This is a genomic window from Knoellia sp. p5-6-4, from assembly GCF_029222705.1.
Classification (GTDB): Bacteria; Actinomycetota; Actinomycetes; order Actinomycetales; family Dermatophilaceae; genus Pedococcus_A.
Genome location: NZ_JARGZF010000001.1, coordinates 2,293,530 through 2,313,874 on the forward strand (window position 1 = coordinate 2,293,530; position 20,345 = coordinate 2,313,874).

Annotated in this window: 19 protein-coding genes; 10 read left to right on the forward strand and 9 right to left on the reverse strand. The window is 72.9% G+C overall.

The annotated features are described in order from the left end of the window. Window positions 1–94 precede the first annotated feature (94 nt). Window positions 95–355 (forward strand): metal-sensitive transcriptional regulator, encoded by a 261-nt coding sequence (locus P2F65_RS11165; RefSeq protein WP_275806977.1) that lies wholly within the window; start codon window positions 95–97, stop codon window positions 353–355. A gap of 107 nt (window positions 356–462) precedes the next feature. Here the strand turns inward: P2F65_RS11165 and P2F65_RS11170 are convergent, their stop codons facing one another. Both P2F65_RS11170 and P2F65_RS11175 read right to left on the reverse strand, forming a co-directional pair. Then, window positions 463–2,100: a DNA repair helicase XPB gene (locus tag P2F65_RS11170; protein ID WP_275806980.1), complete on the reverse strand. Its 1,638-nt coding sequence runs from the start codon at window positions 2,098–2,100 to the stop codon at window positions 463–465. Between the two features lie 5 nt (window positions 2,101–2,105). After that, a complete protein-coding gene (locus P2F65_RS11175) occupies window positions 2,106–2,909 on the reverse strand; it encodes a hypothetical protein (RefSeq protein ID WP_275806982.1) in 804 nt (267 codons plus the stop codon). 141 nt (window positions 2,910–3,050) lie between these two features. Here P2F65_RS11175 and P2F65_RS11180 point away from each other — a divergent pair, with 141 nt between their 5' ends. Continuing rightward, window positions 3,051–3,989, forward strand: a complete 939-nt coding sequence (locus tag P2F65_RS11180) for a hydroxymethylglutaryl-CoA lyase (RefSeq protein WP_275807403.1) — start codon at window positions 3,051–3,053, stop codon at window positions 3,987–3,989. Window positions 3,990–3,995: 6 nt separating this feature from the next. On the opposite strand, the gene P2F65_RS11185 is transcribed toward P2F65_RS11180, so the two are convergent. Further along, window positions 3,996–6,314, reverse strand: a complete 2,319-nt coding sequence (locus tag P2F65_RS11185) for a helicase-associated domain-containing protein (protein WP_275806984.1) — start codon at window positions 6,312–6,314, stop codon at window positions 3,996–3,998. Between the two features lie 305 nt (window positions 6,315–6,619). Between P2F65_RS11185 and P2F65_RS11190 the strand changes: the two genes are divergently transcribed. Then, window positions 6,620–7,114 (forward strand): hypothetical protein, encoded by a 495-nt coding sequence (locus tag P2F65_RS11190; protein WP_275806987.1) that lies wholly within the window; start codon window positions 6,620–6,622, stop codon window positions 7,112–7,114. Between the two features lie 46 nt (window positions 7,115–7,160). Then, window positions 7,161–8,099, forward strand: a complete 939-nt coding sequence (locus tag P2F65_RS11195; protein ID WP_275807030.1) for an aldose 1-epimerase family protein — start codon at window positions 7,161–7,163, stop codon at window positions 8,097–8,099. On the opposite strand, the gene P2F65_RS11200 is transcribed toward P2F65_RS11195, so the two are convergent. Continuing rightward, window positions 8,067–9,434, reverse strand: a complete 1,368-nt coding sequence (locus P2F65_RS11200) for an MFS transporter (RefSeq protein ID WP_275807033.1) — start codon at window positions 9,432–9,434, stop codon at window positions 8,067–8,069. The genes P2F65_RS11195 and P2F65_RS11200 overlap by 33 nt on opposite strands. Window positions 9,435–9,643: 209 nt before the next feature. Here P2F65_RS11200 and P2F65_RS11205 point away from each other — a divergent pair, with 209 nt between their 5' ends. Together P2F65_RS11205 and P2F65_RS11210 are read left to right on the forward strand one after the other, a co-directional pair. Then, on the forward strand, window positions 9,644–10,039 hold the full coding sequence (locus tag P2F65_RS11205; RefSeq protein ID WP_275807036.1) for a cold shock domain-containing protein: 396 nt from the start codon (window positions 9,644–9,646) through the stop codon (window positions 10,037–10,039). 1 nt (window position 10,040) lies between these two features. Then, a complete protein-coding gene (locus tag P2F65_RS11210; RefSeq protein WP_275807039.1) occupies window positions 10,041–10,778 on the forward strand; it encodes a DUF3027 domain-containing protein in 738 nt (245 codons plus the stop codon). A gap of 57 nt (window positions 10,779–10,835) precedes the next feature. Here P2F65_RS11210 and P2F65_RS11215 read toward each other — a convergent pair whose 3' ends face one another. After that, window positions 10,836–11,114 (reverse strand): DUF2530 domain-containing protein, encoded by a 279-nt coding sequence (locus P2F65_RS11215; RefSeq protein WP_275807043.1) that lies wholly within the window; start codon window positions 11,112–11,114, stop codon window positions 10,836–10,838. A 51-nt stretch (window positions 11,115–11,165) separates the two neighbouring features. Here P2F65_RS11215 and P2F65_RS11220 point away from each other — a divergent pair, with 51 nt between their 5' ends. The 3 genes from P2F65_RS11220 to P2F65_RS11230 all read left to right on the forward strand — a co-directional run bounded on the left by P2F65_RS11220 (window position 11,166) and on the right by P2F65_RS11230 (window position 14,535). Beyond that, window positions 11,166–12,656 carry an NCS2 family permease gene (locus P2F65_RS11220; protein ID WP_275807045.1) on the forward strand — a complete coding sequence of 497 codons (1,491 nt, stop codon included), beginning with the start codon at window positions 11,166–11,168 and terminating at the stop codon, window positions 12,654–12,656. 137 nt (window positions 12,657–12,793) lie between these two features. After that, a complete protein-coding gene (locus P2F65_RS11225; RefSeq protein ID WP_275807048.1) occupies window positions 12,794–13,252 on the forward strand; it encodes a MarR family transcriptional regulator in 459 nt (152 codons plus the stop codon). Continuing rightward, window positions 13,249–14,535, forward strand: a complete 1,287-nt coding sequence (locus tag P2F65_RS11230) for an MFS transporter (RefSeq protein WP_275807050.1) — start codon at window positions 13,249–13,251, stop codon at window positions 14,533–14,535. Before P2F65_RS11225 ends, P2F65_RS11230 begins: the two co-directional genes overlap by 4 nt. Before the next feature lie 117 nt (window positions 14,536–14,652). Here the strand turns inward: P2F65_RS11230 and P2F65_RS11235 are convergent, their stop codons facing one another. From P2F65_RS11235 to P2F65_RS11250, 4 genes are all read right to left on the reverse strand, one after another. Further along, window positions 14,653–15,882: a lytic murein transglycosylase gene (locus tag P2F65_RS11235; protein ID WP_275807053.1), complete on the reverse strand. Its 1,230-nt coding sequence runs from the start codon at window positions 15,880–15,882 to the stop codon at window positions 14,653–14,655. A gap of 103 nt (window positions 15,883–15,985) precedes the next feature. After that, window positions 15,986–17,113, reverse strand: a complete 1,128-nt coding sequence (serC, locus tag P2F65_RS11240) for a phosphoserine transaminase (RefSeq protein WP_275807056.1) — start codon at window positions 17,111–17,113, stop codon at window positions 15,986–15,988. Window positions 17,114–17,372: 259 nt separating this feature from the next. Continuing rightward, window positions 17,373–18,365, reverse strand: a complete 993-nt coding sequence (locus tag P2F65_RS11245) for a type IV toxin-antitoxin system AbiEi family antitoxin domain-containing protein (RefSeq protein WP_275807059.1) — start codon at window positions 18,363–18,365, stop codon at window positions 17,373–17,375. A gap of 173 nt (window positions 18,366–18,538) precedes the next feature. Next, complete coding sequence (locus P2F65_RS11250; protein ID WP_275807062.1) at window positions 18,539–19,636, reverse strand: citrate synthase 2; 1,098 nt, start codon at window positions 19,634–19,636, stop codon at window positions 18,539–18,541. 104 nt (window positions 19,637–19,740) lie between these two features. Between P2F65_RS11250 and P2F65_RS11255 the strand changes: the two genes are divergently transcribed. Continuing rightward, the gene (locus P2F65_RS11255; protein WP_275807065.1) at window positions 19,741–20,334 is read left to right on the forward strand and encodes a pentapeptide repeat-containing protein; all 594 of its coding nucleotides are present in this window, start codon (window positions 19,741–19,743) and stop codon (window positions 20,332–20,334) included. Window positions 20,335–20,345: the final 11 nt, after the last annotated feature.

The following is a 20,345-nucleotide window of genomic DNA, read 5'->3' on the forward strand; positions in this document are numbered from 1 at the left end:
GGCGGTGCGAAACGGTGCCGCGGCAGCCCGGGCGGAATGCGCGAGCGCCCTGCCGGGGTTTAATCGTTGTCGCCTGCACCATGAAGGAGAGCCCATGAACGTCGATCCCGACACCCTCACCGCCGCCCTGAACCGGCTCCGCCGCGCCCAGGGGCAGCTCGGCGGGGTGATCCGGATGATCGAGGAGGGCCGCGAGTGCACCGACGTGGTCACCCAGCTCGCCGCCGTCTCGCGGGCGCTGGACAAGGCCGGCTTCGCGATCATCGCCACCAACCTCCAGCAGTGCCTCGTCGCCGGCGACGAGGCGGCGCTCGACAAGGAGAAGCTGGAGAAGCTCTTCCTCTCCCTGGCCTGAGCCCGCCGAGATGGGGCACAGCCCCGCGACACGCCGGGCGAGCGCGACACGGGGTCCCTCTCGGGCACGTCGCAGACGGCGTATGCCGCGCGGCCGCCCCGGGCGCGCTAGGTGAGGTCGTCGGCGTCGACGATCCGGTAGGCGTAGCCCTGCTCGGCGAGGAAGCGCTGGCGGTGCGCCGCGAACTCGGCGTCGACGGTGTCGCGCGAGACCACGGTGTAGAAGTGCGCCGTGCGACCGTCGCCCTTGGGCCGCAGCACCCGGCCGAGGCGCTGGGCCTCCTCCTGCCGTGACCCGAAGGTGCCCGACACCTGGATCGCGACCGACGCCTCGGGAAGGTCGATGGAGAAGTTCGCGACCTTGGAGACGACCAGCAGGTCGATCTCGCCGGTGCGGAACGCCTGGAAGAGCTTCTGCCGCTCGGCCACGCTGGTCTGCCCGGTGATGACCTCCGCCCCGAGCCGCCCGGCGAGCTCGTCGAGCTGGTCGAGGTACTGGCCGATCACCAAGGTCGGCTCGCCCTGGTGGCTCTTGACGATCCGCTCGATCACCGGGTTCTTGGCCGGGGTGCACGACGCCAGCCGGTAGCGGTCCTCGGGCTCGGCGGTCGCGTAGGCCAGCCGCTCGCCGTCGGGCAGGGTGACCCGGACCTCGACGCAGTCGGCCGGGGCGATGTAGCCCTGAGCCTCGATGTCCTTCCACGGGGCGTCGAACCGCTTGGGCCCGATGAGCGAGAAGACGTCGGCCTCGCGGCCGTCCTCGCGCACCAGCGTGGCGGTCAACCCGAGGCGGCGGCGGGCCTGCAGGTCGGCCGTCATGCGGAAGATCGGCGCGGGGAGCAGGTGCACCTCGTCGTAGACGACCAGGCCCCAGTCGCGGGCGTCGAGCAGGTCGAGGTGGGTGTAGGCGCCCTTCCGCTTCGTCGTGAGCACCTGGTAGGTCGCAATCGTTACCGGCCGGATCTCCTTGCGGGCGCCGGAGTACTCGCCGATCTCGTCCTCGGTGAGCGAGGTGCGTCGGACCAGCTCGTCGCGCCACTGCCGGGCCGAGACGGTGTTGGTGACGAGGATGAGGGTGGTCGCCTTGGCCTGGGCCATGGCGCCGGCGCCGACCAGCGTCTTGCCGGCGCCACAGGGCAGCACGACGACGCCGGAGCCACCGTGCCAGAAGCCGTCGACGGCCTGCTGCTGGTAGGGCCGCAGCGACCAGCCGTCCTGGGCGAGGTCGATCGGGTGCGCCTCGCCGTCGACGTAGCCGGCCTCGTCCTCGGCCGGCCACCCGACCTTGAGCAGCTCCTGCTTGAGGTGGCCGCGCTCCGAGGGGTGCACCACCACCCGGTCGTCGTCGATGCGCGCGCCCACCAGCGGCTTGATCTTCTTGTGCCGCAGCACTTCCTCGAGCACGGGCCGGTCGGTGGTGCGCAGCACCAGGCCGTGCTCGTCGTCCTTCTCGAGCGTGAGTCGGCCGTACCGGTCCATCGTGTCGGCGACGTCCACGAGCAGCGCGTGGGGCACGGCATACCGGCTGTGGGTGAGGAGGGCGTTGACCACCTGCTCGGCGTCGTGGCCGGCGGCGCGCGCGTTCCACAGCCCGAGCGGGGTCACCCGGTAGGTGTGCATGTGCTCCGGAGCGCGCTCGAGCTCGGCAAAGGGGGCAATCGCGCGCCGCGCCTCCTCGGCGCGGGGGTGGTCGACCTCGAGGAGGAGCGTCTTGTCGCTCTGGACGATCAGGGGTCCGTCAGGCACGCGGCTCAGTACCCCGTGCTGGTGCTCGTGCTGGCGAAGATGGCGATGGCGATGATGCCGCCGATCACCACGAAGGCCAGCGCGACGGCGTAGGCGATCCAGCCCCAGCGGGTGAGCCGGGCAGCGTCGGTGGGGGACCCGCCCTGCTTGACCAGCGCCATGATGCCGAGGATGAGCGCCGGGATGGCGAAGATGCAGCCGACGAGGGTCGACAGGCCCGACACCACCGTCAGGGCGATGGCGGAGGTGTTGGTCTGCTGGTGCCCGGGGCGCGCGTAGGGGGAGGGGGCGTAGCCGGAGCCCTGGCCGTAGGGAGCGGGCGGGCCGTAGCCGGGCTGCCCGTAGGCCTGCGGAGGCCCCGGCGGGAAGCCGGCGCCGGCCGTGCCGGGCGCACCGGGCACCGGTGGTGGACCCGGGCGGGAGGTCGGGTAGCCGCCGGGTGCACCTGCGGCATACGGGTTCTGCGCCTGGCCGTAGGGGTTCGGCGCCTGCCCGTACTGGCCCTGCGGCGGGTAGGGGGCCTGGCCGTATGGGGTCGGGACGCCCTGCCCGGTCGGGGGCTGGAGACCTGGGGACTCCGCGGCCGGCGGCTCGGTGGGCTGCGCGGGGGCCGGTTCCGTGGCAGGCAGCTGCTGGGTGCTCTCGGCGGGCACGGGCCGGGTCTCGTCACCGGTGCTCCACGTGACCTCCCCGGTGCCCTCGGTGTCCTCGGGCCGCTCTTCCCCGGGGTTCCAGACCGGAGCGGTCGGGTCGCGGTACTCGGGGGTCTCGCCCGAGCCTGCACCCGGGTCCTTGGGCGTGTCGCTCATGGTGTGGTCCTTCCCCTGGTCGCGGTCGTCGCCGCCCCGGCGGGGCGTGGACCGGCCCTGCTCCAGTCCTGCTGCCAATGTATAACTCCGCCCCGTGGCCGGGGACCCGCGCCTGGTGGTGGCAGGATCGGCACCGTGAGCATGAGAGCCCCGCAGCGCGAGCCGGCCGAGGACCTGCCGCCCCGAGTCACGATCTACGAGGTGGGCCCGCGCGACGGGCTGCAGAACGAGAAGACCGTCGTGCCCGCCGCGGTGAAGGCCGACTTCATCCGCCGCCTGGCCGCCGCCGGGCTCGAGACGATCGAGACGACCTCGTTCGTGCCGCCGGCCTGGGTGCCCCAGCTGGCGGACGCCTCGGAGGTGCTCGGCCTGCTCGGCGCCGACGGGCTCGGGCCGCGCCGACCGGTGCTGGTGCCGAACGAGCGCGGGCTCGACCGTGCCCTCGAGGCGGGCGTCGGCGCCGTCGCGATCTTCGGCAGCGCCACCGAGACCTTCGCCCGCAAGAACCTCAACCGCACGGTCGCCGAGTCGGTCGACATGTTCGCCCCGGTCGTGGCGCGGGCCCGCGAGGCCGGGCTCTGGGTGCGGGCCTACGTCTCCATGTGCTTCGGCGACCCCTGGGAGGGGCCGGTGCCGGTGGAGCAGGTCGTCGACGTCTCACGGCGGCTCATGGACCTCGGGTGCGACCAGCTCTCGCTCGGCGACACCATCGGCGTCGGCACCACGGGTCACGTCGACCGGCTGCTCGACGCGCTGCAGGCGGGGGGCATCCGCGCCGACCGGGTCGGGGTGCACTTCCACGACACCTACGGCCAGGCGCTGGCCAACACCCTGGCCGCCCTGCGGCACGGCGTCACCGTGGTCGACGCCTCCACCGGGGGTCTCGGCGGCTGCCCCTACGCCAAGAGCGCCACCGGCAACCTCGCCACCGAGGACCTCGTGTGGGCGCTGCACGGCGCCGGCGTCGAGACCGGCGTCGATCTCGAGGCCCTGGTGGAGACCAGCGTCTGGATGGCCGGCCAGCTCGGCCGTCCTTCGCCCTCGCGCGTGGTCCGTGCGCTCGCGGGCACACCCGAGTAGGACCCGCTAGGTCGCGGACGCGCCCGTCACCCGGTGGATCGACAGGGTGCGGGCGGTGCCGTCGGCCGTGCCGTGCACGCGGCCGCCCTCGACGCGGTCGGGGTAGAACAGCAGTCGCTGCACGCCGCCGGCCGCGTCGGAGTAGCCGATCCAGACGCCCTGGCGGTCGGCCGCAGCCTCCCGCAGCACGGCCAGCGTCGTGGTGGGGTCGGTGGCGGGCAGCGTGGGCCCGGGCCTGGAGGCCCGCTCCGCGCGCTGGTATGCCGCGGCCTCCTCGCCCGCGCGCAGCGCCCCGATGAGGGTGCGGGCGAGGTCGTCGTCGACGGTGTGGATCGTCGGACCGGGCGTGCTGCGCCGAGGCGGTGTGCGGTGGTGGCCCGTCGAGGGGACCAGCAGGCCACCCTCGGCCGACTCCGCCGCCGGCGCGTAGCCGGCGTCGCGCAGCATGTCGAGGACGATCGGAGCGCCCACGGGGGAGACCAGCACCGTCGGCGCGATGCGGCGCAGCTGCAGGGCGCTGAGGGCCCGGTCGGCGAGCATGGCTCCGAGCGTGGCCTCGTCGTCGCAGCGCACGTACGAGCCGACCGAGCCGACGCGGGCCTGCCCGTGCCTGCGGGCGACGTCGCGCACGAGGTAGTCCAGCGGCTGGGGGACCGGTGTGTGGCTGGCGTCGGTGAGGGCTGACAGCACCTGGTCGACCGACCAGCCCGCGTCGAGGCACCGTCGCACCGAGTCGGGTGTGAAGCGGTAGACCGTCGCGCCGCCGCGGGACTCGACATCGGCGACGAGGCGCATGAACTGGGCCAGGCTGCCCTCGAGCGGGCCGGGAGCGATGGCGGTCAGGTCGGCCTGGAGCAGCACGTGCTCGACCGGCGTGGGCAGGTGCGGGTGCATGGCCTCGGCCAGCAGTGCGGGTTCGGTCTCGGTGAGCAGCGCGCGGCCGCCCCGGGAGAGCGCACCGCGACCGGTCACGCCGAGCCACTCCGCCTCCTGCACGGTGGCGGCCACGACCGCGTCGATGGTCTGCGGCAGCCGCCGGGGACGGCGCCAGCGGAGGGCTTCCACCACCGCGGACGGCTCGGGGGCCCTCCCCTCGGGCAGCCGCTCGAGCTCGGCCAGCACGTCGCGGCGCAGCCCTCGGGCCGGCGGCCACGACACGTCCGGCCCGAGGGCGTTGACGGTGCCCGTGGTGCCGGGGTGCGTGCCACCGACCAGGTGCGGTGCGCGGGTCGACGCCAGCCAGGCTTGGGCGAGGGCTGCCCAGCGCGCCGCGCCGGGCAGCTGCTGCCACTCGTCGTACTGGGGGGTCGGCGCCCAGACCGGTTCGAGGGAGCCGTCGTCGCCCACCAGCCCCGCGGCCAGGGCCAGCTCGGCGACGAACGCGGCCCGGCCCTGCGGCACGTCGAGCACCTGCGCGACGCGTCGCAGGTCGCGCACGGCCAGGCCCCCTGCCCGGAGCACCCGCGGCGGTCGCGGACCCCACTCGGCGGCGAGCTCGTCCACCAGCACCAGCAGGTCGCTGACCTGCTGGCCGGCCGCGGCGTCCACGGCCGACGGGTCGTGCTCGCGGCCGCCGAGCCGCGGCGGGTCGAGCAGCAGCTCTCGGTGCACGCGGCCGCCCCGCAGGCGAAGCCCCACCTCGCGCGGCAGCACGACCTGGTCGGCCGACGTCGCCAGCACCAGGCCCTCGGCGAGCAGCCAGCGCACTCCCTCGGCCACCCGCCCCGGCGCTCCCTGCGCCGGTGGCACCGCCAGCGGCGGACCCCAGGCCAGTCGCTCGAGGATGGCGCGGGCCGGCTCGGGTGCCGCCTCGACCAGGGCGTCGATGCGGGCCGGATCGGCCAGCACCCCGGGGGTGGTCCCACGCACCTCGGCCGCCCAGGGGCCCAGCCCCGCCACGTGCGGGCCAAGCGCCTCGGCGACCATCCGGGTCACGTGCAGGCCGTCGCCGCCACGCCACAGCAGGGCGCTGGCCCACAGGCTGTGCAGCAGGGCTCCGAGGTCCGCGCCGGCCCCGAGGCGCTCGCCCAGCAGGTGCTCGTCGAGCGGTCCCTGCTGGAGGCTGGCCGCCTCCAGCACCTGCAGGTGGGCCCGGTCCAGCGAGTCGAGCGCGCGCTGCACGCTGGCGCGGGTGCTGGCCCGGGCGGCCAGCGACGTCAGGTCGGCGGGGGCGGGCCGGGCGAGGTCGGGGCGGCGCTGGAGCAGCCCGCGCAGCTCATCGTCCGTGCGGGCGCGGATGTCGTCGGCCAGCGACCGGGCTGCGGACGCAGGTGGGGCCGAGGCGCCGTGCAGCGGCTGCACACGGGGGGCGGACGGGGTCGGCACCCGACCCACGGTAGTCGTGCCCCCGCAGCAGGCACCCGCCACGTGAGTTCGTGGCCGACTCCCAGCGGGCTCTCATCGATCTCACAGGCTGAGGCGTCACGCTGGCGACGACGAGAGGAGTCGCCATGTCGGACCAGACCCCGCCGATGCCGCCGGCCCAACCACACCCAACCGCCGGGCCGCCCGGTCCGCCGCCCTCCGGTGGGTGGCAGGGCCCCGGCCAGCCACCCGGCGAGCCGGGCGGCCGCCGACCCGGGCTGTGACGCCAGGCGACGTCGACCACGGGCGGCAAGATCGCCACCGGCGTGGCCCTCGCCCTCACCGGGCTCATGCTCCTCGGTGTCATGGCCGTCGGCCTGTTCGCCATCGCGCGGGTGGCCGACCTCGGCGACGAGCGCCGTGAGCGGGTGGCGCTTCGCGGTGACGAGGGGTTCGGCGAGCGGGGCCCCGGGATTGGGCCGCGGATGGGGCCGGGGGGCGGCGGCGACCTGCGCGACGGCCAGGGGATCGGCGGCGGCCTGCTCGGGCGCCTCGGGAACGTGCAGCACGGCGAGCTCACCGTCACCGGCAGCGACGGGAAGGCCGTGGTGATGACGGTGCAGCGCGGCGCGGTGACCGCCGCGAGCGCGACCTCCGTCTCGGTGCGCAGTGCCGACGGGTTCTCCCAGACGTATGCCGTGAACACGGCCACCCGGGTCTCCGGCGGCTCCGCGGCAGCGCTGGAGAAGGGCGACCAGGTGCTGGTGCTGGCCCGCAAGGACGACCGGGTCGCGGTGCAGGTCCGGGCCCTGAACCGCTGACCGCCGTCAGCCTGCCGGTGCGGTGCCGTGCCAGTAGGTTGCCGCCATGAGCGAGGCAGCGCGGCACGAGCCCCCCACCGGCGAGCAGTGGACCTTTGGCCACGGTGACCTGCAGGCCACGGTCGTCGAGGTCGGCGGCGGGCTGCGGACCTTCACGGCCGGCGGGGTGGACGTCCTGGCTGGGTACGGGGTGGGCGAGATGGCCTCCTCCGGGCGCGGCCAGCTGCTGATGCCGTGGCCGAACCGGCTGCGGGACGGCCGCTACCGCTTCGACGGCCGGGAGCAGCAGTTGGCCCTCACCGAGCCAGCCCGTGGCAACGCCAGCCACGGGCTGGTGCGCTGGGCGCTGTGGTCGCTGCTCGAGCGCACGGCCGCCTCCGTCACGGTCGGCTACCGCCTGCACCCGCAGCCCGGTTGGCCCGGCTGCCTCGACCTCACCGTCCGCTACGAGCTGTCCGGTGACGACCTGTCGGTGACGGCCGATGCGACCAACGTGGGGGACACCAGGGTGCCGTTCGGCTTCGGCGCCCATCCGTACGTCGCCCTCGGCGACACCCGCCTGTCCGACGTCGTGCTCACGGTGCCGGCCGCCGAGCAGGTGCTGGTCGACGACGAGCGCAAGCTGCCCACCGGCACCGCGCCTGTCGAGCAGGATGAACGCGACTTCCGCACCCCGCGGCCGCTGGGCGACACCCGGCTGGACACCGCGTTCACCGGTCTCGGGCGCGACGCCGACGGCCGCTGGCGGGTGCGGTTGGCCGGCCTCACCGACCGGCCGGACGTCTCCGTCTGGGGCGACGGTGCCTTCGGCTGGGTGCAGGTCTTCACCGACAAGGGCGAGGACGAGGGGGTCGACGGCGTGCGGGGCATCGCGGTGGAGCCGCTCACCTGTCCCGCCGACGCGTTCAACTCGGGGCAGGGCGTCGTCGTGCTCGACCCGGGCGCGCGGTGGTCAGGTCAGTGGGGCGTGACGGTCCACGCCTGAGAGCGGCGCCGCCGGCGTCTCGGCCGCCACCTCGGGCTGCGCCTCGGCGGCCTCCTCGGCCTGCGCCTCGGCGGCCACCGCCGCCTGCAGCCCGTTGGCCGCGGGCGTGATGCGCTGCTCGAGCAGCCGGGCCAGCCACACCATGGCGACGCAGCCGCCCACCAGCAGGGCGATGTAGGCCTCGGCGAGCTGGTGCTGGAGGAGCACACCGGCCACGACGGGGCCCAGGATGGTGCCCGCCTGGAAGGCGCCCGCGCTGATCGCGTTGTAGCGCCCGCGCAGGTGGTCGGGCGCGAGGTCGTTGGTGATGGCGGGGACGGTGGGTTGCAGCATGGTCTCGCCGAGGGCGAAGAGCCCCATGAAGGCGAGCACGGCCGCGCTCGCCGCCATGGACCCGGGGACCAGGCCGGCGAGGCCGAGCACGAGCCACGAGATGGCCCACAGCAGCGACATGACCATGAAGACGCGGGTGCGGCGCCTGCCGCTGATGCGTCCGAGGACGAAGAACTGCAGGCCCACGATGACGGCCGTGTTCACGGCGAACGCGAAGCCGATCACCTCGGTGGAGACCTCGGCGACGCCCCGGGCAAACGCCGGCATACCGGCCTCGATCTGGCCGTAGCCGACGAAGGTGGCCACGAAGGTCAGCAGGGTCAACCACAGAACGGACGGCTGGCGCAGGATGGCGGCGTAGGACCCGGGCTCGTCCGACGCGTGGTCGGGCGCCTCGGCGCGGCCGTGCACGTGCCGCAGCGGGCCGAGCAGCAGCGCGATCGGCACGAGCATCGACGCGGCGTCGGCGAGGAAGATCGCGGTGAAGGTGGCCGGGCGCTCGACGTCGACCACGATGCCGCCGACCACGCCGCCGAGGCCGATGCCGAGGTTGACCAGCGCGAAGTTGATGCCGAAGTACTGCTGCCGGGCCGGGCCGTCGACAACGGCCGCGATCAGCGCGTTGAAGGCCGGCCACGAGATGCCGAAGTTGAATCCTATGAAGAGGAACGCCAGCGCGACCGTCAGCGGGGTGGTCGCGAAGGCCAGGATGACGCAGCCCACCAGCTGGGCGGTCGTCGCCAGCAGCAGCATCACGCGGGCGCCGAGCCGGTCGGTCAGGGAGCCGCCGGGGGCGGTGACGGCCAGCGCGAAGACGGCGATCAGTGCCATGAGCAGGCCGGAGAGGCCGAGCTCGATGCCGCGGACCTCGTGGAGATAGATCACCGTGAACGGCAGGGTCAGGCCGCGGCCGAGGGTCTGGACGGCCACCGTCGAGAGCAGCCATCGCCCCTCGGTCGGCAGGTGCGACCAGAACTCCCGGATGCCCCCGTGCTCGCTCATGGTCACCATCGTCCCGCACGGCACCGACACCCCCTCAACCGGATTTCCGGTCGCGGCGCACGCGGGGACTGTGCACCGAGGCGGCGCGGTGGGCGCGCGGCATACCGGCTCATCGATTTGCCGCGACACGTTAGCCTTGCGGGAGGCGCGCAGTGCTCGCGCCGTCACACACGGACTTCCAGGGCTCTTTTCAAAGGCAGAGGTGGGCAGTGCCTACAGGCAAGGTCAGGTTCTACGACGCGGACAAGGGCTTCGGCTTCATCGCCGGTGACGAGGGTGAGGACGTGTTCCTGCACGCCAGCGCCCTGCCGGAGGGCATCACCACGCTGAAGAAGGGCACCCGCGTCGACTTCGGCATCGTCGAGGGCCGCCGTGGCGCCCAGGCCCTGTCGGTGCGGGTGCTCGAGCCGTCGCCCAGCGTCGCCGCGGGCAAGCGCGAGCAGACCCGCAAGAAGCCCGAGGAGATGGTCGTCCTCATCGAGGACACCATCAAGCTGCTCGACGACGCCTCCACCTCCCTCCGCCGCGGTCGCCGGCCCGACAAGGCGCACGGCGACAAGCTCGCCACCGTGCTGCGCTTCCTCGCCGACCAGCTGGAGTCCTGAGGTGGCTGCCCCCAAGCACGACGCGGTGCTGAAGGCCTCGGTCGATCTGGCCCGCGAGGCCGCCGAGTCGATCGCCGAGGCCGGCAGCGTCGGCGACCACCTCGGCATGGAGATGGTCGACGAGCGGCTGGCCACGCACTTCTTCGCCTGCACCGCCAAGGCCTACCCCGGCTGGCGCTGGGCGATCACGGTCGCCCGGGTGCCCCGCGGCAAGGTCGCCACGGTGTGCGAGACCAACCTCGTGCCCGGCGAGGGAGCGCTGCTCTCGCCGGAGTGGGTGCCGTATGCCGAGCGGCTCGCGCCCGGTGACGTGGGGCCCGGCGACGTGCTCCCCTACCGGGAGGACGACCCCAACCTCGAGCCCGGCTTCGAGGCCACCGGCGACGAGGACGTCGACCAGATGGCGCTCTGGGAGCTGGGGCTGGGGCGCAAGCGCGTGCTGTCGGCCGAGGGCCGCGAGGCCGCGGCCCAGCGCTGGTACGAGGGTGACAGCGGTCCGCACGCCGAGGTCGCCGAGAAGGCCCCGGCCCCGTGCTCGACGTGCGGCTACTTCCTGCCCATGGCAGGAGCGCTGAGGTCTTTTTTCGGCGTGTGCGCCAACGCCTGGTCCCCGAGCGACGCCCGCGTCGTGAGTCTTGACCACGGCTGCGGCGCCCACTCCGAGGTCGACGTCGAGAAGCAGCTGCCGGTGCCCGTGGGCGAGCCGCTCGTGGACGAGCAGGCCTACGACCTGGTCTGAGGCCGGTCCGAGGCCCCGGTACGAGGTCCGGGTGCGGTCGGTGGTGCGGCTCGACGCTCAGCGGGCGTCGGAGGCGTTGCCACGCCCGCGGCGCACGTAGCTGTAGCCGAGGAAGCCGAGCACGATCCCGGCGACACAGACCCACGGCCACCACGAACGGTCGCCGCTGTGCAGCGCCGGCACGGCGAGCGTGACGACCAGAGCCACGGCCCAGATCGCGATGCCCCACAGCACGACGTGGGTCGTGCGCCACGGCAGCGGCTGCGGCTCGGTGACCTGGGGTGTCGAGCGGGTGGTCGGGCCGTTGGTCGGCCGGCTGGCGCTGGACTGTCTCACGTCTGCAGCCTAGCCGCAGGACAAACCGCCACAGGCCCTACTCTTCTGCCCATGTCGAAGTCCTCCACCGCGACGCGCAGGGCCCTGTCCACCGGCGCCCTCGACTCGTTCTTCCAGATCACCGAGCGTGGCTCGACCGTCGGGCGCGAGGTCCGCGGCGGTCTGGCCACCTTCTTCACGATGGCCTACATCATCGTGCTCAACCCGCTCATCATCGGCACCCAGGCCGACTCCACCGGGCAGTTCCTCGGTGGCGGCACCGCCCCGAACCTGCACATGGTGGCCGCCGCGACCGCCCTGGTCGCCGGTGTGATGACCCTGCTCATGGGTGTCGTCGCCAACTACCCGCTGGCGCTGGCCACCGGCCTCGGGCTCAACGCCTTCGTCACGTTCGGCGTGGCCAAGCTCCCGGAGATGACCTGGGCCGACGCCATGGGCCTGGTGGTGCTCGAGGGCATCATCATCACGGTGCTGGTGCTCACCGGCTTCCGGCAGGCGGTCTTCAAGGCGATCCCCGCCCAGCTCAAGACCGCGATCAGCGTCGGCATCGGCCTGTTCATCACCATCATCGGGTTCGTCGACGCCGGCTTCGTGCGCAAGCCGGCCGGGGGCCCGGTGCCGGTCGAGCTCGGCATCGGCGGCTTCCTCACGGGCTGGCCGCTGCTGGTCTTCGTCGCCGGCCTGCTGGCCATCATCGTCATGATGGTCAAGGGCGTGAAGGGAGCGATCCTCTACGGCATCGTCGGCGCCACCGTGCTCGCGGTCGTCGTCGAGACCATCGCCAAGATCGGCGGTCAGGCCAACGACAAGGGCGAGGTCGTCAACCCGGCCGGCTGGGGCCTGAACGTCCCGGCGATCCCCGAGACGATCGTCGACCTGCCGGACTTCGGCCTGCTCGGCCAGTTCAGCCTGCTCGGCTCGTTCTCCAAGATCGGCGTCGTGGCCGCCCTGCTGCTGGTCTTCACCCTGCTGCTCGCCGACTTCTTCGACACGATGGGCACGATGGTCGCCATCGGCTCCGAGGCCAAGCTGCTCGACAAGGAGGGCAACCCGCCCAACGCCGAGAAGATCCTCATCGTCGACTCCGTCGCCGCCATGGCCGGTGGCGCCGCCTCGGTCTCGTCGAACACCTCCTACATCGAGTCGGCCTCCGGTGTCGGCGAGGGCGCGCGCACCGGTCTGGCGTCGGTGGTCACCGGTGTGCTGTTCCTGCTGGCGACCTTCCTGGCGCCGCTCGTGAACATCGTCCCCTACGAGGCGGCCACGCCCGCGCTCGTCATCGTCGGCTTCCTGATGATGCAGCAGGTCAAGGGCATCGACTGGGACGACCTCGAGATCGCGATCCCCGCGTTCCTCACCATCGTGCTGATGCCGTTCACCTACTCCATCACCGTGGGCATCGGCGCGGGCTTCGTCGTCTACACCCTGATCAAGGTCGTCCGCGGCAAGACCGCCCAGATCCACCCCATCCTCTGGGGTGTCTCGGCGCTGTTCGTGGTCTACTTCGCGATCGACCCGCTGCGCAGCGCCGCCGGCCTCTGACCTTCGGCGCCCCGCGCGTATGCCGGGTGGTCCCCGCACGGGGCCACCCGGCATACGCGTCTCCGGGGTTGACACCCCTCGCCGGAATAGTTAGCACAGGTAATGAGTTGTGCTAAACATCTAGTGAGGAGGGAGCCATGACGTCATCGGACCGCCGCGCGGTGAGCGCGGGCCTGTCGCCCTCCGCTGTCGCCGCCGTGGCCGGCGAGATCCGCCTGGCCTGCATGCGCATCTCGCGCCGCATCCGTTTCGAGAGCACGCACGAGGTGCCGCCGCACCAGTTCAGCGTGCTGGCACGGCTGCAGGAGGCGCCGCGCACGCCGGGCGAGCTGGCGGAGATCGAGCGGGTCAGCGCCCCCAGCATGACGCGCACCGTGGCCGCGCTCGTGGAGCGTGGCCTCGTCGCGCGCACCGCCGACCCCTCGGACGGGCGGCAGGTCATCCTGTCGCTGACCGACGAGGCGAAGCGGGTGCTCAAGGAGATCCGCCGCCGGCGCGACCAGTGGATGACCGTGCGCGTCAAGGCGCTCAGCCCCGAGGACCAGGAGGTCCTGCGCAAGGCCGCCGCCATCCTGACGAGGGTGGCCAGCGAATGAGCCCGACGTTCTCGTCGCTGTCCATCCGCAACTACCGCATCTACGCCACCGGCGCCTTCATCTCCAACATCGGCACGTGGATGGGCCGGGTCGCCCAGGACTGGCTGGTGCTCACCGAGCTCACCGACCACTCGTCGCAGGCGCTGGGCATCGTCACCGGGCTGCAGTTCCTGCCCTTCCTGCTGCTGGCGCCGTGGGCCGGCATGATCGCCGACCGGTTCCCGAAGCGGCGCACGCTCGTCCTCACCCAGACCGGGCTGGCGGCCTCGAGCCTGTTGCTCGGCCTGCTCGTCGTCACGGGGGTGGCCGAGCTGTGGATGGTCTACGCCATCGCGCTGTTCACCGGTGTCGCCACCGCCATCGACAACCCGGCCCGGCAGTCGTTCGTCTCCGAGATGGTGCCGCGCGAGAAGCTGGCCAACGCCGTCTCCCTCAACAGCGCGTCGTTCAACGCCGGGCGGCTGATCGGCCCGGGCATCGCCGGCCTGACCATCGCCTGGTTCAACACCGGCGTGGCGCTGCTGCTCAACACCCTGACCTTCGTGGCGGTGCTCGTCGCGCTCGTGCTGCTGCGGCCGAGGGAGCTGCGGCCCGCCCCGGTCACCCGGGGCAAGGGCGCCATCACCGACGGGCTGCGCTACGTCAGGAACCGCCCCGACCTCATCCTCGTCATGGGCCTGGTGTTCGTGCTCGGCACCTTCGGCATGAACTTCCAGATCACCACGGCCCTGATGGCGACCCGCGAGTTCGACAAGGGGCCCGAGGAGTACGGCCTGCTCGGCTCGATCATGGCGATCGGGTCGCTGGCCGCGGCCCTGCTCTCGGCTCGCCGCTCCCAGCCGCGGCTGCGCATCCTGCTCACCGCCCTGGTGGGCTTCGTGCTGGCGACCGCGGCCGCTGCGCTCGCGCCGACCTACGCGCTCTTCGCCGTCGCCCTCGTGCCGGTGGGCCTCGCCGCCCTGACCGCGCTGACCACCGCCAACGCGATGGTGCAGCTGCGCGTCGAGCCCTACATGCGGGGCCGGGTCATGGCGCTCTACATGGCGATCTTCATGGGCGGCACGCCCGTCGGCGCGCCCATCATCGGCTGGATCGGCGACGTCTTCGGGCCCCGCTGGACCATCGCGATCGGCACCGTGGCCGTGGGAATGGCGCTGGCCGGTGTTTCGGTCTGGCTGGCCCGCCACGAGAATGTCCGCGTGAGCTACGAGTCGCAGCGACGTCCCCGGTTCCGGGTCAGCACCTCGCCGGTCTCCGAGGCCGTGCCCGAGGCGGCCCGGTGACCCCCGCGTTCCGGCGCCGGGTCACCATCGCGGTGCTGGTGGCCGTGGTCGCCGTGGCGGTGGTCGCCGCGCTCGTCGGCTGACTACTTCGGTCGGCGGCTACTACGTCGGCGGCTACTACTTCGGGTAGCACATCGGCGGCACGGTGAGCCGCAGCTCGTACCCGGCGGGGCAGACGAGCTGACCCAGCGCGTTGGTGACCGGCTCGACCGGCTCGGGCGCCGCCGTCGTGGTCGGGGAGGGGCTCGAGGTCGACGTGGGGGTCGACGTCGGCTTCGGCTTCAGCGGCTTGGTCAGGTCTTCGACGACACCGCCCACGCCCGTCGTCGGCGAGGGTGAGGGCGTCGGGCTGGTGGTCGCCTCGTCACCCGAGCCGCCGGAGGTGCCCGAGCCGGAGCCGGAGCCGCCAGTCGCGCGAGCCGACGGCGTCGAGCGCGGGGACGGTGCCGGCGCGGAGGAGCCCTTCGCCGCGGTCCCGCCCTCCGGCGCGGAGGACCCCGAGGGGAGGTAGGGGGTCGCGGCGCGCTGGGCCGCGGAGAGGTCGCCGCTGGGCAGCACGGTGACTCCGCGCCGGTAGCCGTCGGCGATGGCGACGACCTGGCTGACGTAGGCGTCGCTGTGGTTGTAGCGCAGGACCGCCGAGCGGAGGTCGGAGTCCCGGGTGAGGTCACCGGGTCCGGAGCAGAGGTAGACGGCGGTCGAGGTGGCCGCGTCGGACATGTTCTGCGGGTTCTTCGTGCCGTCGCCGTCGGCGTCGACCCCCACCGTGCGCCAGGTGCCGGGGATGAACTGCATCGGCCCCACGGCGCGGTCCCACTCGGTGTCGCGGTCGAGGGCACCGCCGTCGGTGTCGTGGATGACCGCGGTGTCGTTGCTGCCGTCCAGCGGCAGCCCGTAGATGCCCGGGCGGACGGTGCCGGACTCGTCGAGGCCGTTGCCGGCATACCGTCCGTGGTCGCTCTCGACCTTGCCGATCGCGGCGATGAGCGCCCAGTCGATCCCGCAGGCGGGGTCGGCCGCGTCGACCAGCGTGGCGCCCCGCTTGTAGGCGTCGAGGGCCCGCGAGGGGATGCCGCTGGCCGCGAGGGCAGGGGCGAGGTCGGGGCTGGTGGCCGACGGCAGCGACGGCGCCACCTCGTCGGGGATGGGCGGCAGCGGCGGCAGCACCGGGGCCGCGGGACGCGTCAGCGGTGTGGCGGGCACCGTCACGATGGGCTTGGACCCGGCGGTCACGTGCTCCGCCGCCGCTCCACCCGTGCCGACGAGCACCGATCCGCTGCCGATCAGTGCCACCGCCGGCAGGGCGCCGGCAAAGGTGCGCCAGGTCAGTCGCACGTCCCGCGTCATTGCGTGCTTCTCCTCGTGTCCGCGTGCCCCATCCCCGGGGTGGTTCACCCGGACCAACGACGGGCCGGCGCGCAGGTTACGCCCGAAAGGGCGCGTTCGCAGGTCAGAGGCGCTCGACGATGTGCTCCACGCAGGCGATCAGGGCCGACACGTCGTCGGGCTCGACGGCGGGGAACGTCGCCACGCGCAGCTGGTTGCGGCCCAGCTTGCGGTAGGGCTCCACGTCGACGACGCCGTTGGCGCGCAGGGTCTTGGCCACCGCGGCCGCGTCGACGTCGTCGGAGAAGTCGATGGTTGCCACGACCTGCGAGCGCGCGGCCGGGTCGGCCACGTAGGGCGTGGTGTAGGCCGTGCGCTCGGCCCAGTCGTAGAGACGCCCGCTGGAGTCGGCCGTGCGCTTGACCGCCCAGTCGAGACCGCCGTTGCCGTTGATCCACTCGAGCTGGGCCTTGAGCAGGGCCAGCGTGCCGACGGCCGGGGTGTTGTAGGTCTGGTTCTTGCGGGAGTTGTCGATCGCGGTCGGCAGCGAGAAGAAGTCGGGCACCCAGCGGCCCGTCGCGGCGATCTCGTCGACCCGGGCCAGGGCGGCCGGGGAGAAGACGGCCAGCCAGAGGCCGCCATCGGCCGCGAAGCACTTCTGCGGGCCGAAGTAGTAGATGTCGGACTCGCGGACGTCGACGGGCAGACCGCCGGCACCGGAGGTCGCATCGATGAGCACGAGGGAGCCCTCGTCGGCCCCGGCGACCCGCTTGACCGGGGCCATGACGCCGGTGGAGGTCTCGTTGTGCGGCCAGGCGTAGACGTCGACCCCGGCCTCGGCCTGCGGGGCGGCCAGCGTGCCGGGCTCGGCCTTGATGATGGTCGAGTCGCCGAGGAAGGGGGCGTTGTGGGTGACGCTGGCGAACTTGGACGAGAACTCACCGAAGCTCAGGTGCTGGGCGCGCTCGCGGACCAGGCCGAAGGCGGCGATGTCCCAGAACGCCGTCGAGCCGCCGTTGCCCAGGACGACCTCGTAGCCCTCGGGCAGGCCGAACAGCTCGCTGATGCCCTCGCGGACCGCGCCGACGAGGTTCTTCACCGGGGCCTGGCGGTGCGAGGTGCCGAGCACGGTGGTGCCCAGGGAGGCGAGGTAGTCGACCTGCTCGGGCCGGACCTTCGACGGACCGGAGCCGAACCGCCCGTCCTGGGGCAGCAGCTCGGCGGGGAGGGTCAGCGGGGCACTCTCGGTCACGTCAAGTCACCTTCGGGTTCGGTGGCCGCGGTCTGCGGTCGGCTGGCTGGTGGTCTGGCGACGCCGTTGTCGGCCACCAGTCTGGCACCGCTGTCCGCCCTGTGGGACGTGAGGTCCACCACCCGGACGTTCCGCCGGCCTTCCGTGCAGCAACTTCTGCTAGCAGAAGTTGCTGCCGCCGACCCACGTTGCTGCATACCCGTGCGGCAGCATCCTGTGCTGTGTCGTGATGGGTCGAGTCGCAGTGGACCCGTTGAGGTCAGGCTCCGAGGCGGCGGCGTGCCCGCGCGATGGCCGCGTCGAGCCGGGCCCGCACCACGGGGGCGTCATCGGCCTCTGCCCAGACGAAGCGCACCACCTCACGCTCGGTGCCGCGCAGTCGGTCCTCGCGCCTCTTCTCCAGGGCGAGCGCCTTGCGCAGCTGATCTGGCGTCGGGTTCATGAGCCCGCCTGAGTACTTCGCGAGGCCGTCGAACTCCACGACGACCGGGTCGTCGTCGAGCATGAAGTCAACCCGCCAGCGCCGACCCCCGGCGGTCACCTTCACCTGCGGCGTGAACTGGTAGCCCAAGGCGCGCATGGTGTGTGCCAACCTGGTCTCCCCGACCGACTCGTGGCGACCATCCGCATGTGCGAGGAGGGCCCGCACCCCATGTATGCCGGGGAGCCGGCTGTGCGCCTTGACCGCGGCCTCGAGCTCCTCCTTGGTGACCAGACCGTCGTGGAGTGCGCCGTCGGCCGCCACCAGGCTTTCGAAGGGGAATGGCGGGAGGCCGTCTCGTGGAGCGTGGAGGCCGGCCTGAACGACCGCCGTCGCGACCGGCACGGTGCGGAAGCCGTCAGCGGTCTTCACCGGATCGACGCCGCACGCCGGGTGCAGGACGGCCGCCGCTCGCCGACGGGTGTGGTCGTCGTCGGTGCGGCAGACGTGGGCGGTCTCGAGGTCCGACTTCCACAGCCGAACACCGTGGAGCACCAGCGCGGACTGGTGACTCGCGACCACCCGGCCCGCGAACGACCGCAACAGGGCGATGGTCAGGAGGCGGTGTGCGGCCCGGGCTGTCTCCCATTCGTCCTCGCCCTCCCACGGTGGACGATCGGCGTCGGGCGAGCCGACGGCATACCAGCCGCGGATGAGCCGGCGGATCTCGCCCTGCCTGACCATCCGGCGCAGATCGGACGGTCCGAGTCCCAGCGTGGTGGCGTCGCGCGTCGACACCACGTCGTGCCGGGCCAGGTCGTGCAGCTCCATCCCGGCAGGGTGCCGGATGCAGCAAGGTCGGCGCTGCGGGCCTGTGGACAACTCGGGTCGCGCAGGCCGTTGCGGTCGCCCGACTCAGCAGAGACTGCTGCCGCAGGGGTATGCAGCAACAGGGGTCGTCGGCAGCAACCCCTGCTAGCAGAAGTTGCTGCAGGGAAAGGGGGTCAGCCGCGCCAGCCGGCCACGGACTCCACGGGCCGCGGGCCGGGGCCGATGTAGCGCGAGCTCGGGCGGATCAGGCGTCCGGTCTTCTTCTGCTCCAGGATGTGCGCCGACCAGCCGGCCGAACGGGCGCAGGTGAACATCGGGGTGAACATCGAGGCCGGTACCTCGGCGAAGTCGAGCAGCACGGCCGCCCAGAACTCCACGTTGGTCGCCAGCACCCGGTCGGGGCGCCGGGCGTGCAGCTCGTCGAGGGCAGCCTTCTCCAGGGCGGCCGCCACCTCGAAACGGGGCGCACCCAGCCGCTCACAGGTCGCCCGCAGCACCCGGGCCCGGGGGTCCTCGGCGCGGTAGACGCGGTGGCCGAAGCCCATGAGCCGCTCGCCCTTGTCGAGCACGTCCTTGACGTAGGCCGTGGCGTCACCGGTCTGCTCGACGCCCTCGATCATGTGCAGCACGCGCGAGGGGGCTCCGCCGTGCAGCGGGCCGCTCATCGCCCCGACGGCACCGGACAGGCAGGCGGCGACGTCGGCACCGGTGGAGGCGATGACGCGCGCGGTGAAGGTCGAGGCGTTCATGCCGTGCTCGGCAGCCGAGACCCAGTAGGCGTCGACGGCCTCGACGTGACGCGGGTCGGGCTCGCCGCGCCAGCGGATCATGAACCGCTCGACGATCGTCCGGCCCCTGTCGACCTCGCGCTGCGGGATCATCGGCTGGCTGAGGCCACGGGCCGACTGGGCCACGAACGACAGCGCGGTCACCGAGGCGCGCGCGAGGTTGTCGCGGGCGGTCTCGGGGTCGATGTCGAGCAGCGGCCGGAAGCCCCAGAGCGGGGCCAGGGTCGCCAGCGCGGCCTGGACGTCGACCCGCACGTCACCGGAGTGGATCGGCAGCGGGAACGGCTCGGCGGGAGGCAGGCCCGGGTCGAACTCGTTGTCGACGAGCAGGCCCCAGACCTGGCCGAACGAGACCCGCCCGACGAGGTCGTTGATGTCGACGCCGCGGTACCGGAGAGCGCCGCCCTCCTTGTCGGGCTCGGCGATCTCCGACTCGAAGGCGATGACTCCCTCGAGCCCTGGCTTGAAGTCACTGTCGGACATCGGAGGTCCCCATCCCTTGCTCGGCGTCGTTGTCGGCGCTGCCATTCTGCACTGTCGGCGTGATGGGCCAACATGGCGTCCATGCACATGCCTGCGACGCCCTCATGGTGACCCCTCGCCTGACCCCCGACGGCGACTTCGACACCGAGGTCTTCACCGGGGACCTGACCGGGCAGGACGCCGGGAGCGCACGCTTCCTGGAGTGCCGGTTCGAGGAGTGCGACCTCACCGAGCTGCGGGCACCGCGGGCCCGCTTCGCGGACACGACCCTGTATGCCGTGCGCGGAGCCGGCGTCGACCTCGCCGAGAGCGAGTGGCTGGACTGCGTCGTCTCGGGGGCGCGACTGGGGGCGGTGCAGCTCCACGGGTCCGAGCTGCGGCGGGTGCGGGTCGAGGGCGGCAAGATCGACTACCTCAACCTGCGCGGGGCAAACCTGCGGGAGGTGGCGTTCGTCGACTGCGTGCTGACCGAGCCTGACTTCGGTGGCGCGGCCCTGCAACAGGTCACCTTCGAGGGCTGCCGGCTCGTGGGGCCCGACTTCAACCAGGTGCAGATGAAGGCGGTCGACTTCAGCGGGGCACACCTGGCGGCGCCGCGCGGGCTGGCCAGCCTGTCGGGCGCGACGATCTCCCGCCTCCAGCTGCTCGACCTCGCGCCGGCCCTGGCCGACCAGCTCGGCATCACCGTCGCCGACTGACGCTGCCGCTC